The sequence below is a fragment of the Proteus sp. G2609 genome (assembly GCF_963896135.1).
Taxonomy (GTDB): domain Bacteria; phylum Pseudomonadota; class Gammaproteobacteria; order Enterobacterales; family Enterobacteriaceae; genus Proteus; species Proteus mirabilis.
Genome location: NZ_CAWQNB010000024.1, coordinates 187779 through 204324 on the forward strand (window position 1 = coordinate 187779; position 16546 = coordinate 204324).

At 40.9% G+C, this 16546-nt stretch carries 16 protein-coding genes; 15 read left to right on the forward strand and 1 reads right to left on the reverse strand.

The genetic code is table 11. The annotated features are described in order from the left end of the window. The first annotated feature begins 6 nt into the window (after positions 1-6). From AACV01_RS06505 to AACV01_RS06575, 15 genes are all read left to right on the forward strand, one after another. A complete protein-coding gene (locus AACV01_RS06505; protein WP_012368421.1) occupies positions 7-957 on the forward strand; it encodes a respiratory chain complex I subunit 1 family protein in 951 nt (316 codons plus the stop codon). 6 nt (positions 958-963) lie between these two features. Further along, on the forward strand, positions 964-2412 hold the full coding sequence (locus AACV01_RS06510) for a hydrogenase 4 subunit D (RefSeq protein ID WP_012368420.1): 1449 nt from the start codon (positions 964-966) through the stop codon (positions 2410-2412). An 11-nt stretch (positions 2413-2423) separates the two neighbouring features. Beyond that, entirely contained in the window at positions 2424-3074 is a 651-nt protein-coding gene (gene hyfE / locus AACV01_RS06515; protein WP_004245691.1) for a hydrogenase 4 membrane subunit, read from the forward strand. 4 nt (positions 3075-3078) lie between these two features. Next, positions 3079-4647, forward strand: coding sequence for a hydrogenase 4 subunit F (locus AACV01_RS06520; protein ID WP_060554893.1), 1569 nt, complete (start codon positions 3079-3081; stop codon positions 4645-4647). A gap of 1 nt (position 4648) precedes the next feature. After that, the gene (locus AACV01_RS06525; RefSeq protein ID WP_004245689.1) at positions 4649-6382 is read left to right on the forward strand and encodes a hydrogenase large subunit; all 1734 of its coding nucleotides are present in this window, start codon (positions 4649-4651) and stop codon (positions 6380-6382) included. An 11-nt stretch (positions 6383-6393) separates the two neighbouring features. Next, the gene (gene hyfH, locus AACV01_RS06530; protein ID WP_004245688.1) at positions 6394-6948 is read left to right on the forward strand and encodes a hydrogenase 4 subunit H; all 555 of its coding nucleotides are present in this window, start codon (positions 6394-6396) and stop codon (positions 6946-6948) included. Further along, entirely contained in the window at positions 6945-7727 is a 783-nt protein-coding gene (locus tag AACV01_RS06535; RefSeq protein ID WP_004245686.1) for an NADH-quinone oxidoreductase subunit B family protein, read from the forward strand. Before hyfH ends, AACV01_RS06535 begins: the two co-directional genes overlap by 4 nt. After that, on the forward strand, positions 7720-8130 hold the full coding sequence (locus AACV01_RS06540) for a formate hydrogenlyase maturation HycH family protein (RefSeq protein WP_004245685.1): 411 nt from the start codon (positions 7720-7722) through the stop codon (positions 8128-8130). Before AACV01_RS06535 ends, AACV01_RS06540 begins: the two co-directional genes overlap by 8 nt. Then, a complete protein-coding gene (gene hycI / locus AACV01_RS06545; protein ID WP_004245684.1) occupies positions 8127-8627 on the forward strand; it encodes a hydrogenase maturation peptidase HycI in 501 nt (166 codons plus the stop codon). Before AACV01_RS06540 ends, hycI begins: the two co-directional genes overlap by 4 nt. Before the next feature lie 417 nt (positions 8628-9044). After that, positions 9045-10037 (forward strand): glycosyltransferase, encoded by a 993-nt coding sequence (locus AACV01_RS06550; RefSeq protein WP_161682606.1) that lies wholly within the window; start codon positions 9045-9047, stop codon positions 10035-10037. A 400-nt stretch (positions 10038-10437) separates the two neighbouring features. After that, entirely contained in the window at positions 10438-12021 is a 1584-nt protein-coding gene (locus AACV01_RS06555) for an ABC transporter substrate-binding protein (protein WP_012368417.1), read from the forward strand. Continuing rightward, positions 12006-12989, forward strand: coding sequence for an ABC transporter permease (locus AACV01_RS06560; protein WP_004245681.1), 984 nt, complete (start codon positions 12006-12008; stop codon positions 12987-12989). The genes AACV01_RS06555 and AACV01_RS06560 overlap by 16 nt, the downstream gene beginning before the upstream one ends. Beyond that, positions 12986-13798: an ABC transporter permease gene (locus tag AACV01_RS06565; RefSeq protein ID WP_046334464.1), complete on the forward strand. Its 813-nt coding sequence runs from the start codon at positions 12986-12988 to the stop codon at positions 13796-13798. Before AACV01_RS06560 ends, AACV01_RS06565 begins: the two co-directional genes overlap by 4 nt. Continuing rightward, on the forward strand, positions 13792-14595 hold the full coding sequence (locus tag AACV01_RS06570; RefSeq protein ID WP_046334465.1) for an ATP-binding cassette domain-containing protein: 804 nt from the start codon (positions 13792-13794) through the stop codon (positions 14593-14595). Before AACV01_RS06565 ends, AACV01_RS06570 begins: the two co-directional genes overlap by 7 nt. A 67-nt stretch (positions 14596-14662) precedes the next feature. Next, entirely contained in the window at positions 14663-15274 is a 612-nt protein-coding gene (locus AACV01_RS06575) for an ATP-binding cassette domain-containing protein (protein WP_004250173.1), read from the forward strand. Positions 15275-15375: 101 nt separating this feature from the next. Here the strand turns inward: AACV01_RS06575 and AACV01_RS06580 are convergent. Then, positions 15376-16546 (reverse strand): autotransporter domain-containing protein (locus tag AACV01_RS06580; RefSeq protein WP_237585000.1); only part of this gene is annotated, 1171 nt, incomplete at its 5' end.

The window sequence follows — 16546 nt, forward strand, 5'->3', positions numbered from 1 at the left end:
GGAATGATGACTTTCCAAGAAACACCTTCGTTTATGATGGGAATATTCGCGGTTATTCAAGCACTCTTTCTGCTGGCGATAACCCCATTATGTACAGGTATTTCTCGCCAAATTCGTGCCAAGATGCATTCGCGTCAAGGTCCTGGTATTTGGCAGGATTACCGAGATATTTTTAAATTACTTAAACGTCAATCCGTTGCCCCTGAGCAATCCGGTGTGATCTTCCAAGTGATGCCTTATGTGTTATTAGGCAGCATGTTATTAGTGGCAATGGCATTGCCTGTCTTTACGGCAACCTCTTTGTTTGGCGGTGCGGCTGACTTAATTGCATTAATTTATCTGTTTGCACTATTTCGTTTCTTTTTCTCTTTATCGGGTTTGGATTCAGGTAGTCCATTTGCGGGTATTGGGGCCAGCCGTGAACTGACATTGGGTGTATTAGTTGAGCCTATTTTAGTGCTTTCGTTGATTGTGGTGGCATTGATTGTGGGTTCAACCAATGTCGGCACTATCAGTGCGACACTCGCCCAAGGTTGGGTATCACCCACAGCTACACTTTTAGCCTTATTGGCTTGTGCTTTTGCGGCATTTATTGAAATGGGCAAAATGCCTTTTGACGTCGCGGAAGCAGAGCAAGAATTACAAGAAGGACCTCTAACCGAGTACTCCGGCTCTGGTTTTGCCATGGTTAAACTGGGTATTGGTTTAAAACAAGTGGTGATTGCTGAGCTGTTCCTTGCCGTATTTATTCCTTTTGGCAAAGCGACTGAATTTACCTTTGTCGCGCTTCTTGTCGCCTTAGTGTTAATGGCCGTGAAATTGCTGGTCGTGTTTGTATTAGCGTCATTAGTTGAAAACAGTTTAGCGCGTGGTCGCTTCTTACTGACTCAGCATGTGACATGGTTAGGGTTCGGTGTTGCGGCACTGGCTTTTGTTTTCTATTTAACTGGTCTATAAGGAGCGATGATTGCAATGGAAAATATAGCTCTTGCGACCTTACTCATCCCATTTGCAGGGGCGTTAATTACGTCCATACTGCCAAATCGGATGGCGAAGTGGTTATGTACACTGTTCGCTTTATTAGCCACATTAGGTACTGTTGTTTTAGGTTGGCAGTTCCTCGCTGAAGGTAAAGTCGATACCACAATTACGCTAGTACAATATGGTGATGTTGCGCTATTTGGTTTTACCATTGATCGCGTCAGTACCTTAATTGCTTTTGCCGTTGTGTTCTTAGGATTACTCGTTAGTTTTTATTCAACGGGTTATCTCACTAACGGTAACCGTGAGCATCCCCATGATGGGACTCGTCGTTATTATGCTTTCCTGTTGATCTTTATTGGTGCTATGGCAGGTTTAGTACTGTCATCTACCATTTTAGGGCAACTGCTGTTTTTTGAAATTACCGGTGGTTGTTCTTGGGCATTAATTGGTTATTACCAATCAGAGAAGTCATTGCGTTCGGCAATGAAGGCATTGTTAATTACTCATGTTGCGTCAATCGGTCTGTATCTTGCAGCTGCAACCTTGTTTGTAAGTACGGGTTCGTTTGAACTAACTGCGATAGCAACATTAGATGAGCCAACAAAACTGATTGTCTTTGGCGGTATTCTGTTTGCTGCTTGGGGTAAATCAGCACAGCTTCCTTTACAAGCTTGGTTACCTGATGCAATGGAAGCACCAACACCTGTAAGTGCTTACTTACACGCTGCGTCAATGGTTAAAGTGGGTGTGTATATCTTTGCTCGTGCCATTATTTCAGCCGGTGATGTCCCTCATATCATTGGTTGGGTGGGGATCGCCATGGCGGTTATCACTCTGATTTATGGCTTTATGATGTATCTGCCACAAAAAGATATGAAACGTCTGTTAGCATGGTCAACCATTACACAGCTTTCTTATATCTTCCTCGCGTTATCTATCTCAATCTTTGGACCTCGTGAAGCCTTTAATGGTGGTGTGGCTTATATCTTTAACCACGCTTTTGCTAAAAGTTTGTTCTTCTTAGTCGCAGGTGCTCTGAGTTATAGCTGTGGTACTCGTATGTTACCGCGCTTAAAAGGGTTAATTAATAAATATCCATTGCTGGGTGTGGGCTTTTGTGTTGCTGCGTTAGCGATTGCAGGTGTACCACCACTCAATGGTTTCTTTAGTAAATTCCCTATCTTTGCAGCAGGCTTTGAATTATCGAGTGTGTTCTGGGTAATGACACCTATTATGGTTCTGGTACTGATTGAATCTGTTGCAAGTTTCACTTGGTTTATCTACTGGTTTGGTCGTGTGGTGCCAGGAGAACCAAGTAAAGAAGTTGCGCAAGGACAACCGGTTCCTATGGCAATGCAAATTGTGATTGGAATCCTGATTATTATGTCTTTCGCATCCAGTGTTATTGCTGTGACTTGGCTAGGATAAGGGGATAAATCATGACTGGAGCACTTATTGTTAATAATTTAGCGGGGTTAATGATGATCACCTCGCTACTGGTGATAGGCGCAAGAAAGCCTATTGCTTCCTGTTGGTTTTATGCTCTGCAATCCTTTGTTTTGGTGATGATTTTTGTCACTTTAGCAAATACGCTAGATGCACATCAACTGACACTTTGGGCGATAACCGCCTTCTTTACCAAAGTTCTACTCGTTCCACTTATCTTAGGATTTGCCTTCCGCAAATTATCCGATCCGAGCGCCAATATCAGTGTCATTAAACCGGCATTATTGATGTTATTAGCCGCCGTGATTGTGATTTTATGCTGGTTTGTGGTTGAGCCAATTCAAATACCTATGGTGGCGGAATTGAAACCTGCATTAGCGGTCTCTTTAGGCCATTTTATGCTAGGTCTACTGTGTATAGTGACTCAACGAAATATTCTAAAACAAGCATTTGGTTACTGCTTAATGGAAAACGGCTCTCACTTAACACTCGCTTTATTAGCGTGGAGGGCACCAGAGTTGGTAGAAATTGGTATAGCAACGGATGCCATTTTTGCTGTGATTGTCATGGCAGTATTGGCGCGTAAGATTTACCGCACGCTCAACACACTGAACGTGGATCAACTGACCGCGCTGAAGGGGTGAGGAGATGAATCAAACAACCATGTTAACAATCTTAATGTTTGCACCGCTGGTATTTTCGATATTGGCATTTTTAAGCCCATTATTGAAAGTAGCAGCACGTCCTATCGTTACAGGCATTCATACTATAGGTATTTTTGTCTTAGTCATTGCCGCGTTAGGCACTGTTGCTGATGTGATGTCCCATGGCGAAATACTGGCAGCAGCGAAATGGGTTCATGTTGATAGTTTAGGGGCACTATTTCTAGCCATTTTAGGCATCATTGGTTTTTTAACCGGCCTGTATTCTATTGGTTATATGAATCATGAAGTGGATGAGGGCGAAATTTCTGTTCGTACTTTATGTAACTACTATGGTTTCTTCCACCTCTTCCTTTTCACCATGTTATTAGCGATCACCAGTAATAACTTGATCTTGATGTGGGCGGCGATTGAAGCCACAACATTAAGCTCTGCTTTCTTAGTAGGGATTTATGGTCAACGCTCTTCATTAGAAGCTGCATGGAAGTACATTATTATCTGTAGTGTCGGTGTCGCATTTGGTCTTTTTGGCACAATTTTAGTTTATGCCAATGCAGCAAGCTTTATGCCTGATCCTGATCAGGCCATCTTCTGGACAGAAGTGTTGAAATATACACATCAGTTAGATCCAACACTGATGCATTTAGCTTTTGTATTTATTTTGATCGGTTTCGGTACCAAAACCGGGTTATTCCCAATGCATGCATGGTTACCAGATGCTCACAGTGAAGCGCCAAGCCCTGTTAGTGCGCTGTTATCTGCGGTGTTATTAAACTGTGCGCTGTTAATCATTATTCGTTACTACATTATTATTGATGCAGCAATAGGCACTGAATTCACTCGTAACCTATTGTTAATCTTTGGCTTCCTCTCTGTTGCTATCGCCGCGTTCTTTATTCTGATCCAGCGCGATATGAAACGCTTATTAGCGTACTCCAGTGTGGAAAACATGGGGTTAATTGCAGTGGCTCTGGGTATTGGTGGCCCGATTGGGATTTTGGCGGCTTTATTCCACACGTTAAACCACAGCTTAGCAAAAGCATTGCTGTTCTGCGGCTCTGGTAACGTGTTACTGAAATACGGTACACGGGATCTAAATGTCGTGAAAGGCATGTTTAAAGTAATGCCATTAAGTGCTGCATTATTTGCTGGCGGTGCTTTGGCATTAGGGGGCATGCCACCATTTAATGTCTTTATCAGTGAATTTATGATTGTTGTTGCAGGCTTAGCAGCTAAGCATATGGGATTAACAATTCTATTATTATTGTTATTAACCGTAGTATTAGGTGGATTAGTTCGTATGGTAGCTAAAACGGTATTTGGTCCAAAACCGGATGTGGTTGCCAAAGGTGAATTAGGTCTGTTAACCACACTACCGATGATCATTTTGATTGCGCTTATGTTGTTAATGGGAACACATATTCCTAAGCCAGTCAGTGAGTTATTGGAGAACGCAGCCAATATCGTGATGAATATCGATGAGAGTGGATCACCAAATTATACATGGCCAACAACGTTAATCAGCAATCCATCAATATCGGTTCAGGAGAAGTAACGTGAGCTATCAAAATTATGTCAGTAGAAAAGAGGGAAACGAACTCGGTGCGGGTTATGTTGCTAAAGTTCGAGAAAAATTCCCATCAGCTATTCTTGATGAAGAGCGACAAACCGCTGATCAATTGACGATAACAGTTAAAACGGGATCACTGCCTGAAGTGGTGGAGTATCTATATTACGGTTTAGGAGGCTGGTTACCTGTTTTATTTGGTAACGATGAACGTAGTTTAAATGGTGATTATGCCGTCTATTACGCCTTATCGATGGAAGAGGGTGAAAAGTGCTGGATAGTCGTTAAAGCACACGTTAGTCCTATTACACTTGAATTTCCTTCTGTTACCCCGCGAGTTCCTGCAGCAGTATGGGGAGAGCGTGAAATTCGTGATATGTATGGTCTTATTCCTGTGGGATTACCGGATGAGCGTCGTTTAGTGCTTCCAGATGATTGGCCTGAAGATATGTACCCGTTACGTAAAGATGCCATGGATTATCGCCAACGTCCAACGCCAACCACAGAAACAGAAACTTATCCGTTTGTGAACGAAGGCAAACAAGATGCGCGTGTCGTTCCTATCGGCCCTATGCATATTACGTCTGATGAACCGGGACATTTCCGTTTATTTGTTGACGGTGAAAATATTGTTGATGCTGACTATCGCATGTTCTATGTACACCGTGGTATGGAAAAATTGGCAGAAACCCGTATGGGCTATAATGAAGTCACTTTCCTATCAGACCGTGTCTGTGGGATTTGTGGCTTTACACATAGCGTGGCATATACCACTTCTGTTGAAAATGCGTTAGGTATTGAAGTGCCTCGTCGTGCTCATACTATCCGTTCTATTTTATTAGAAGTTGAACGTCTACATAGTCATTTATTAAATATCGGTTTAGCGAGTCACTTTACCGGATTTGATACCGGTTTCATGCAATTCTTCCGTATTCGTGAAAAATCCATGCAGATTGCTGAAATGCTGACGGGAGCACGTAAAACCTACGGCTTAAACTTAATTGGTGGTATTCGTCGCGATATTTTAAAAGATCAACGTATTAAAACTATCCAATTAGTCAGAGAAATGCGCAAAGAAGTCACTGAATTAGTCGACATCTTACTTTCTGCGCCAAATATGGAACAGCGTACCGTTGGGGTCGGGATTTTAGATAAGAAAGTCGCGCGTGATTTCAGCCCGGTAGGCCCGATGATCAGAGCCAGTGGTTTTAAACGTGATGTACGCTTTGATCACCCATTTGCAGATTATGGCAACTTACCATTAACCCTATTTAGTTATGAAGGCGGGGATGTTTTCTCACGTGTGATGGTGCGTATTAAGGAAGTGCTTGATTCTATGGCAATGATTGAATATGCCTTAGATAATCTGCCGGAAGGACCGTTATTAACTGAAGGCTTTACCTACCAACCTTATAAATTTGCACTTGGTTTTACCGAAGCTCCACGAGGTGAAGATATTCACTGGAGTATGTTGGGTGATAATCAAAAATTATTCCGTTGGCGTTGTCGTGCGGCCACTTACGCTAACTGGCCAGTACTACGTTATATGTTACAAGGAAATACGGTTTCTGATGCACCATTAATTATCGGTAGCCTCGATCCTTGTTACTCCTGTACTGACAGGGTAACGCTTGTCGATGTGAAAAAACGTAAATCGAAAACAGTTTCTTATAAAGAAATTGAACGTTATAGCATCGAACGTAAAAATTCGCCGCTCAAGTGAGGGACTGAACGATGTTAAAATTGTTTAAAACCATTATCAAAACAGGCGATGCAACAACAAAATATCCTTTTAAACCATTAGAACTCCCTGATGGTTTTAGAGGAAAACCTGAGTACTCACCTGAGCAATGTATTGTTTGTGGGGCTTGTACTTCTGCATGTCCTGCGAATGCACTGACCATGGAAACCAACCTCGAAACGGGTGAACGTCACTGGCAGTTATTTATTGGTCGTTGTATTTATTGCGGCCGCTGTGAAGAAGTCTGCCCAACTCGGGCAATTGTATTATCAGATATGTTTGAAACGGCAGTCACACAAAAATCAGATCTTTATATTAAAGGTACATTTAAATTATTAAGCTGCCGTGAGTGTCATCAACCCTTTACACCTAGAAAATCTGTTGATTACGCTATGGCACTGCTGGTGCAATCGGGTTGGGATGCACAAACTGTTGAGGCAATGCGTCCACAATTTGAAACTTGCCCAGAGTGTAAACGTAAACATAACCTACTCTCTGATGGTCAAGAAAATATTAGTATGGGCAATGTCGGGAGTGTGAAAAAATGAGTCTACCAGAAATTCCCATCAATCATCATGTCAGCCAACCTATCACATTAAGTGATCAGGTGAAAAAGCTGAAAAAAACGTTATTGAAAGATATTCAACGTTCCGCGTATGTTTATCGTGTTGACTGTGGTGGTTGTAATGGTTGTGAGATTGAAATTTTCTCTGCAATTACACCTGTTTTTGATGCCGAGCGATTTGGTATCAAGGTGGTTGCTTCACCTCGCCATGCTGATATTTTGTTATTTACTGGTGCCGTAACACGCCAAATGCGTGTACCGGCATTACGTGCTTATGAATCAGCACCAGATCCCAAAATTTGTATCTCTTATGGCGCTTGTGGTTGTGGTGGTGGGATATTCCACGATCTCTATTGTGTATGGGGTGGGAGTGAAACCATCGTTCCTATTGATGTGTGGATCCCTGGTTGTCCTCCGACACCTGCAGCAACTATTTATGGTTTTGCTGTGGCATTAGGCTTATTAGATCAAAAACTAAAAGGTCAAAATCACACTGAAGTGGATAATGAGCAAGCGTCACTGTTACTGCCGTCGATCCCTCTTGATACTCGGGTAATGATAGAGCGTGAAGCTCGTCGTCTTGCTGGTTATTATCAAGGGCGACAAATTAGTGATCATTTCCTCACTTTACTTGATGGTGCCACAGTACAAGAAGTCAGTGGGCGTGTTGATGAATGGTTACGCCAAGCGAATGATCCTCGTTTAGCGGAAATTGTAAAACGACTGGTGCATTCATTAAACCAAGGAGGCGTTCATGTCTGATGACGCTAAAGTTTACTTTTGGTCATTAAGACAAAAGTTTGTTGATAGCGATGATGATATACCTGAGCAGGCGCAACAAGTGATGTACTACTCGTTGGCGATTGGTCATCACGTCGGCATGATTGACTGCTTAAAAACAGAGTTGGTTTGTCCTTTAGAAAAATATCAAGCATGGATTGATTTATTACCTGAGGGGGAAGCAAAACGAAAAATGCAAGGATTGCTAACTTTCGGTGAGATCAATATCAATTCTGAACATACTCACATGTTAGCTTTAGCTTTCGATCCTATTGCCAAAAGTGATGATCCACTTTTTAGTGAGTGGAGCCAAACGCTGATTAATTTATTAGGTGAAATTGTTATAGAGCCAGCGATTTATTTGATTGTAAAGAGAAAACCATGAGTGAAACAATGACAGCACCTAAGGTCGTATTAACGGTAGGAAATAGCATGATGGGGGATGATGGAGCCGGTCCTCTATTAGCGGACTTAATGGAAGCAAACCCGATTGATGGTTGGATGGTTATCAATGGGGGAAGTGCGCCAGAGAATGTTTCTTATCAAATAAGAGCATTACAACCGCAATGTGTTGTCATTGTTGATGCGGCTGATATTGGTTTAAAACCTGGTGAAATAAGGGTAATAGATCCTGATTATATTGCAGAAATGTTTATTATGAGCACCCATAACATGCCGTTAAATTTTCTGATAGATCAATTAAAGGACGATATCCCCGATATTACTTTCTTGGGGATCCAGCCCGATCTGGTGGGATTCTATTACCCAATGACCGAAGCGGTAAGAAACGCTGTTGATAAAGTTTATCAAGGCATTAAGTCTTGGCGAGTTGATTACTTTCCTGAGCTTGAAGTCTGTGATGAAGACGATATCGAAGAATAGAAAAATTAAAGTATAAAAAACATAAAGTATAAATAAGTATCCATAAGTAAAAAACATCCGTTCTGCGGATGTTTTATATTAATGAGTGATATAAGTGTCACAACCGCCAAAAAAAGACAGTTTTGTAACTTATATCACTCATTGGTAAACAGTCATCTTGAGCCTATCTTTTTTAAAAAACGCACATCCTTAACCCTTTCTTCATCAGTATCAAGACAAAATTAATTATACTTAGCCTAACTAGTGGATTTTAGAGGCCTAATTGGCTCAAAAAGCGCACTTTTTGATTAATGTTAAGTGTAACATAGCAAGATTAGCTTCATATTAAGCTAACTATCTTTGCTACCCTTAATGCCCTTAAGCAAAAATGTTCACGACAAAATATTTCTGTCTTATTAAAAAAATAAAAGGTTCGGTATGTCCTCTTCTTTTCCCCAATTAAGTATTGTGGTGGCGGTTTTTAATGGTGAAAAATTTTTACCACAGTTTTTTAATTGTTTACATGCACAACAACTGGAAAACTGGGAACTTATTTTAGTTGATGATGGCTCTACTGATAACTCTCGTCAGATCTTAGATAAATGGGAAAAACACTTTCCCAATGTCACTATTTTAACACAAGAAAACCAAGGTGTTTCCGTTGCGCGTAATACAGGATTTGCTGTTGCAAAGGGGGAATACGTTGCTTTTCCTGATATTGATGATGTGATAGATAAACGCATGTATCCCCGATTACTTGAAATTGCCCAAGCCGATAATTTGGATGTGGCAACCTGTAATGGGAATTATGTTTATGATGATAAAAACCGACCAACACGCCCTATCTTTCCTTCAACGCGTTTAACAACCACAGAGGTATTAACCGGGCCTCAATGGCTTGAATGTGCTCTTGAGTCGAAAAAGTTCTTACATGTTACATGGTTAAATATTTATCGACGTCAGTTTTTACTGGAGCATGGTTATTACTTTGAGCCGGGTTTGCATCACCAAGATATTCCTTGGACGACAGAAGTGTTATTAACGGCGAAACGGGTAAAATATATCGATGAGCGTTATTACGACTATTTTATTCATTCAGGCTCCGTGTCGCATACGACACCCGATGATCGTATTCATGTAAGAACAATTTATAACTATATGAAAATACTTGAGATGCTGGATGCTATTAATCAACGCCATGCTGAGATAGCAAAAACGATCAATGCTTGTTATTGGCAAATAGCCAAAGAAGGTTTAGGTATTATTCATTCTATTGATGCGATTAGTTCACCAGAAACCAAAAAACAGATAGTTAAGGTATTTTTTGAGCGGGGAATTTGGGCATTAATTTGGAAAAATGCGAAAGATTTTAGATTAAAATGGCGTTTAGGGCGGCGTTATTTTCGACTGAAAAAAATATTAGCAGAATAAATATAAATGGGTGTAATAATTTGCACCCTTTATTTTTTCATTAATATACTTATCGTAAAATTAGGTTATTTCGTAAAAATAGCAATTTATTTTGTTATATGCTCACGATTAAGAATGAGCATAACCTATATAACTGATTTATTAGAAAAAAACTGTGCTCTATTTAAAAAATTGTCATATTGAACGCTATTGCTTGATGAAAGTTTATGTAAAATCAATAAAATGTTGGATATTATTCGAGTAATTCAAGAAAAGCTTTTATGATGCCAAGCAATTAATCCTTTTGTCTGCATCAATGTGCAGAACATCATAATAACAACAGTTAACTTATTTCTTTTCTGCCTCTTTCAAACAGATTGAGACTGATGATAAGTCGTATCTAAAAAATCGGAGAATATTTATGTCTATTCGGTTTAGTTGGCGAAAATCGTTTATTGCTTTATCCTGCTTAGCCGCACTTAGTGTTCCTGTTACTACTTCAGCACAAACCTTAAAATTAGCCATTGGTGAAGAGCCGACAGAAGGTTTTGATCCCATGTTAGGGTGGAGCCATGGTAGCTACTTACTGCTACACAGCCCATTATTAAAGCAAAATGCGGATCTGAGTTGGTATAGCAATATGCTCAGTGATTATCAGCCTAGTGCAGAGGGCACAACATGGAAGCTGACGTTAAAACCAGATTTGAAATTTTCTGATGGTTCCCCTTTAACTGCAAAAGATGTTGCCTTTACCTATAACAATGCCGCGGCAAGTGGCGGTAAAGTGGATATGGGAAACTTTCTTTCTGCAACGGCAGATGATGATTTACATGTCACTATTGCTTTAAAAGCGCCTCAAAGTACTTTTGTTAATGTATTAGGCTCGCTAGGCATTGTTTCAGCTGATAAATATGATGAAAAAACCTATGCACAAAAGCCGATTGGTGCCGGTCCTTATCGTATGGTCAGTTTTCAACCGGGTCAGCAACTCATCGTTGAGGCAAACCCTTATTATGCGGGTAAGAAAAATGATTTCGAAAAGCTTATCTTTGTTTTTCTTGATGAAGATGCCGCCTTTGCTGCCGCTCAAAGTGGACAACTAGGGGTTGTTCGTATTCCTCCTGCCACCGCAGCCATTGCTAAAAATTTGCCTAATGTAAAATTGTGGGAAAGAGCCAGTGTTGAAAATCGTGGTATTGTCTTTCCTATGGTGAAATCAGGTGAGAAAAATGCACAAGGGTATGATATCGGTAATGATATCACTGCAGATATCGCCATCCGTAAAGCGATTAACTATGCCCTTAACCGCCAATTACTGGCAGAGCAAGTATTAGATGGATATGCAGTTCCTGCTTATACCGGCGTAAAAGGATTACCTTGGGATCAAACCGAGGCCGCATTTAAAGATGGTGATATTGAAAAAGCCAAACAAATTCTTGATGATGCGGGTTGGAAACTCAATAAAAATGGCATTCGAGAAAAAGACGGTCTAGAAGCGAAATTAACACTCTGGTACACCAGTGGTGATGCAACTCGTCGCGATTTAGCTGAATCAATTCGTGCGTTAGTGCAACCTCTTGGCATTCAAATGGATCTTAAGTCAGGAAGCTGGGATACCGTAGAGCGTTATATGCACTCAAACCCGACTTTGTTTGGTTGGGGAAGTCTTGATCCGATGGAGCTCTATCATCACTATAGTATGAATGCCGCAGGTGTGGGTTACTATAATCCTGGGTATTATAAAAATCCTGCCGTTGAAAAGCATTTACAAGCAGCATTAGATGCACCGACATGGCAACAAGCGGTCCCACATTGGCAAGCGGTAGAGTGGGATGGTAAAAATGGCGTCGGTATCAAAGGTGATGCTGCTTGGGCTTGGTTAATGAATATTCAGCATACTTACTTAACCGATCCTTGTGTTGATTTAGGTACTGGCGCTCCGGAAATTCACGGTTCATGGTCATTATTAAATAGCGTAGATACTTGGAAGTGGACTTGTCAGTAATACGTCAAACAGTAGGATTTTTCCTGCGATTATTATGCCTGCTGCTGGTAACAACAGCAGGTGTTTTTATTTTATTAAGTTTTTCGCCGATTGATCCGATCAAGGCCTATATCGGTAGTGATTTGCTAAACGTTCCGCCTGAGCAGTATCCGCTGATAGCGGCTCGCTGGGGGATGGATCAGCCACTATGGATGCGTTTTTGGCTCTGGTTTAGCCAGATAATCCAAGGTGATTTTGGTTATTCCATGCTCTATAACATGCCGGTTATTGATGTTATTCGCCAACGGGCAGGGCCTTCGTTTATCCTGCTTTTTTCTGCGTGGCTATTTTCAGGTGTAATAGGGGTGTTAATGGGGTTAGTGGCAGGACGATATCTTAATCGTTGGCCTGATAGGATCATCTCAACCCTCTCTTATTTGCTGGCCTCATTACCGACTTTTTGGGTTGGATTGCTGTTGTTATCGCTGTTTTCGGTAACGTTACACTGGGCACCCATTTGCTGTGCATGGCCGATGGGCAGTAGTGCTGAAGCAGCCACATTGGGCCAACGTTTTTCGCATCTTATTTTACCTATGATAGCGTTAGGATTATTAGGTACAGGTAATATCGCACTGCATACTCGCGCAAAAGTTGCTGAAGTGATGGGCAGTGAATTTATTCATTTTGCTAAAGCCCAAGGTGATAAAGGTTGGGCTATGATGCTTTTTCATGTTCTACGTCATGCCATTACTCCCGCACTTTGCTTACAGTTTGCATCAATTGGTGAATTGTTAGGTGGTTCATTATTGGCGGAGAAGGTTTTTGCTTATCCGGGATTAGGGCAAGCGACAGTAGATGCCGGATTGCGTGGGGATATCCCCCTATTAATGGGGATTGTTGTATTTAGCACAATTCTCATTTTCTTTGGAAACAGTATCTCTAACTACTTGTTACGACGAATTAATAAAGGAATTTTGCGCGACTTATGATTTACGATCCCAATAAGCCTTTATTTAGACTGCTATTTGTCTCAATCGTATTAGTGGGGCTGATTATTTATGGCTTATCTGTTTCTCATACTGATATTGTGATGGATTTTTTAGCTAGAAACCAAGCGCCATCTACTCAGTACTGGTTTGGCACGGATAATTTAGGCCGTTCACTGTGGTTACGCTGTTTTCAAGGTATGTTAAGTAGCTTAAATATCGGTGTAACTAGTGCTGTTGTCAGTGGTGCTATTGCTTTGATATTTGCTGGGATCTCCTCCATTAATCGCCATTGTGATTTATTGGTCAGAGGGGTGGTTGATGCCTTGTTAGCATTACCTCATTTACTGTTATTGATCTTGATCTGTTTTACTTTAGGTGGGGGACAGCAAGGTGTTATCTGGGCTGTTGCATTAACCCATTGGCCCAAATTAGCCCTAATTTTACGTGGTGAAATTCAACGTATTCGTGAAGCAGATTATGTGATGCTATCTCGCCGTATTGGCAATACACCTTTTGAGTGTGTGAAAAAACACTATATCCCAATGTTATTACCGCAATGGATTGTAGGAACGTTGCTTATGTTTCCACATGCGGTATTGCATAGTGCTGCGTTGAGCTTTTTAGGTTTTGGACAAGCAGCGCATGAGCCTTCTCTAGGATTGCTATTAGCGGATGCCTTACGTTATTTAAGCACCGGTGCTTGGTGGATGGTGTTTTTTCCCGGATTAATTTTAATGTGCTTGGTATTGATATTTGATCAATTTGCTAAAGCCATGCAGCAACTATGGTTAAGAGGGGCAGGATGTTAAGTTTTGAACAGCTTTCCATTGATATTGCGCAGTTTCGTTGGTTAGGAAAGCGCACTTGGCAGCCTTTATTAAAATCTATTTCTCTTGATATTAAACCTGGCAAAATGCTGGCTTTAGTGGGGGGGAGCGGTGAAGGTAAAAGTTTACTCCTGCAAAGTGCATTGGGACTATTACCTGCTAATATGCGAACCCGAGGCACAATTAAACTTAATGGGCATCCGTTAACCGAGCGAGAGCTTATTGCTTATCGTGGTAATACTTTTTGCTATATTCCCCAAGGTGTAACAGCGCTTAATCCGTTAATTAGCATTGGTGAACAACTGGGCCGTTCAGCGCGGTTAAGTGGTGCTGATATCACCTATGAAGATATTAAACACCAATTTGGTTTATATCACCTCTCTAGCTCGTTAGTGAAAACTTACCCCGCAAAATTATCGGGGGGAATGGCTAAACGAGTACTCGCCTGCAATGCAACATTATCTAATGCACAATATATACTGGCTGATGAGATAACATCATGGCTTGATGATGAACACGCTTGTTTATTGCTAGAGCATTTAAAAGAGTTATGTCACCAAGGTAAATCAGTCCTATGGGTCACCCATGATTTAGCTTTGGCTGCTCGTTATGCCGATACCATTGCTGTGTTGAGGCAAGGGGAGCTAAATGAGATAGTCGCTGCTAAAGCGCTTTATCATCATGGTGGGAGTGAGTGGCTAAAAACATTGTGGAATGCACTGCCTGAACAGCAGTTTTTAGATCTACAAGAGGGGGCTTGCAACCCATACTCATATTGAGTAGTGATAGATTATCTTCTTTATATACCTTTTTCTCTTAGAGAACCCTATTTTTGAGGTTATTTTTATGCCACTTTTAGCGCTACAACAACTCTCTGTGCAACAAGCCGGTAAGATGTTATGGCATGATCTCTCTTTTTCATTAGAGGCAGGAGAGCGCTTAGGCATTTCTGCGCCAAGTGGTAGAGGAAAAACAACGTTAGGTCGCGTATTAGCACAATGGCAAATGCCGACTAGTGGGCAAATTCTTTTTAATCAGCAACCTCTGCCTAAAAAAGGTTATTGTCCCATTCAACTGGTTCCGCAACATCCTGATAAATGTTTTAATCCATTTAGAACAACCGGAGAGAGTGTACGTGATGCATGGGTGCCTGATAGCCTGTGGCTTGAAAAATTGATGATAGAGCCAGAGTGGTTAACCCGTAGGCCTAATGAGTTATCAGGAGGAGAATTGGCACGTATTGCATTACTACGAGCACTTGATCCTCGAACACAATTATTAATTGCAGATGAAGTGACTGCACAATTAGATGCTCAGATCCAAGCCAAAATTTGGCAAGTATTAATCGATGAAAGTCAAAAACGTCCTTTAAGTTTAATTATCTTTAGTCACAATAAAGCCTTACTAGAAAAAGTATCTACCAGAATATGGTGGGTAGATAAGGAAAAAACATGTTGATAGTAAAAAGGATACTGGAGCGATTTTAATAAAAAAAAGCTTCCTGTATTTTGAAATATAGGAAGCAAACTATTACTACTAATTATAATAATAATAAGGAATTAAAAACGATATGTATAACCAATACCCATATGAATATCTTGATTACGATAAGGGGTCATTTGCCAATTTGTTGTCGTATTAACAGATGACTGTTTATCTAGTTGGTAAGTTAGCCCTACACTAGCAAATGGACGCTGTGCTAACTGTTTTTTGTTGTCGTTATAGTTAATTTTTTGCTGGCCTAGATAATCAATATCACTTTGGAAGTCACCTTGGTGATGTGATAAATGCCATAATAAACCCGCTTTGCTGTCCAGTTTGAGTTTGGCATTGACCGTATACTCTATTCCTAATCCTATTTTTGCAAGCAATGAATGTGCATTAAGTTCTTGATAATGGGCTGCAAATTTAGCCCCTTGTGTTTCGCTATAAGCAGAGCGTGATGTTTGATTAAAAGTAAGTCCTGCAAAAGGCGTTACAGTGATAAGGTTATTGAGTGTGTAAGGATAATATCCTTGTAAATCAATATAATAACCGGAGATCTTTGCGTGGCCTTTACCCGCTTCGGTATTATCTAATATTGGTCTTTTAATCGTGACTTTGCGGTTTACATATGCCCCTTTTAATGAAAGATGTAATGCATTGCCATTTGAGGTTGGGTTTAGTGACGGGATTAAATCAACGCTAAAACCAATTAACGGTAAAGGGTATCCTTGATATTCATAGCCTGTCGGTAAGGAAGAGTAGCTATCGCTATCAATAGCAAGACCAACCACTAATGGTGTTTGATTGATATCAAAACGATAAGCTCCACTAATGCCCGTTTGTATAGCGTTGGCTTTATCAATATTTTGATAGTGTGTGAAGCCACTAAGACATGCTTTTTCAGTACCGACAGAACAGGTGGCGGAAGCGAGATAGCGCAATTGACCTTGTTGCATATCGATAAGTTTATAGCCATTTTCAGCCATTAATTGCATGGATTTATAGCTGTTTTCTACATCGATTGGTTTGCTGATCGCTGTCGATGATTTTGCTGTTTCTTTCTCTTTTACCTTTTCTTTAGCCTGTTGTACTTGTTCATCTTCTACAGGGGGAAGTTCTTTATCAGCTTGCAGTCTGGCTAGGCGCTCTTGCTCTGCCTTTTCTTGCTCAGCGTGCAGTCTGGCTAGGCGCTCTTGCTCCGCTTTTTCTTGCTCAGCTTGCAGTCTGGCTAGGCGCTCTTGCTCC

What these genes read in the sequence shown, in the direction of transcription:
- AACV01_RS06505 (WP_012368421.1), top strand. Translation starts at nt 7, where the DNA reads ATGACTTTCCAAGAAACACCTTCGTTTATGATGGGAATATTCGCGGTT.
- AACV01_RS06510 (WP_012368420.1), top strand. Translation starts at nt 964, where the DNA reads ATGATTGCAATGGAAAATATAGCTCTTGCGACCTTACTCATCCCATTT.
- hyfE (WP_004245691.1), top strand. Translation starts at nt 2,424, where the DNA reads ATGACTGGAGCACTTATTGTTAATAATTTAGCGGGGTTAATGATGATC.
- AACV01_RS06520 (WP_060554893.1), top strand. Translation starts at nt 3,079, where the DNA reads ATGAATCAAACAACCATGTTAACAATCTTAATGTTTGCACCGCTGGTA.
- hyfH (WP_004245688.1), top strand. Translation starts at nt 6,394, where the DNA reads ATGTTAAAATTGTTTAAAACCATTATCAAAACAGGCGATGCAACAACA.
- AACV01_RS06535 (WP_004245686.1), top strand. Translation starts at nt 6,945, where the DNA reads ATGAGTCTACCAGAAATTCCCATCAATCATCATGTCAGCCAACCTATC.
- AACV01_RS06540 (WP_004245685.1), top strand. Translation starts at nt 7,720, where the DNA reads ATGTCTGATGACGCTAAAGTTTACTTTTGGTCATTAAGACAAAAGTTT.
- hycI (WP_004245684.1), top strand. Translation starts at nt 8,127, where the DNA reads ATGAGTGAAACAATGACAGCACCTAAGGTCGTATTAACGGTAGGAAAT.
- AACV01_RS06550 (WP_161682606.1), top strand. Translation starts at nt 9,045, where the DNA reads ATGTCCTCTTCTTTTCCCCAATTAAGTATTGTGGTGGCGGTTTTTAAT.
- AACV01_RS06555 (WP_012368417.1), top strand. Translation starts at nt 10,438, where the DNA reads ATGTCTATTCGGTTTAGTTGGCGAAAATCGTTTATTGCTTTATCCTGC.
- AACV01_RS06565 (WP_046334464.1), top strand. Translation starts at nt 12,986, where the DNA reads ATGATTTACGATCCCAATAAGCCTTTATTTAGACTGCTATTTGTCTCA.
- AACV01_RS06570 (WP_046334465.1), top strand. Translation starts at nt 13,792, where the DNA reads ATGTTAAGTTTTGAACAGCTTTCCATTGATATTGCGCAGTTTCGTTGG.
- AACV01_RS06575 (WP_004250173.1), top strand. Translation starts at nt 14,663, where the DNA reads ATGCCACTTTTAGCGCTACAACAACTCTCTGTGCAACAAGCCGGTAAG.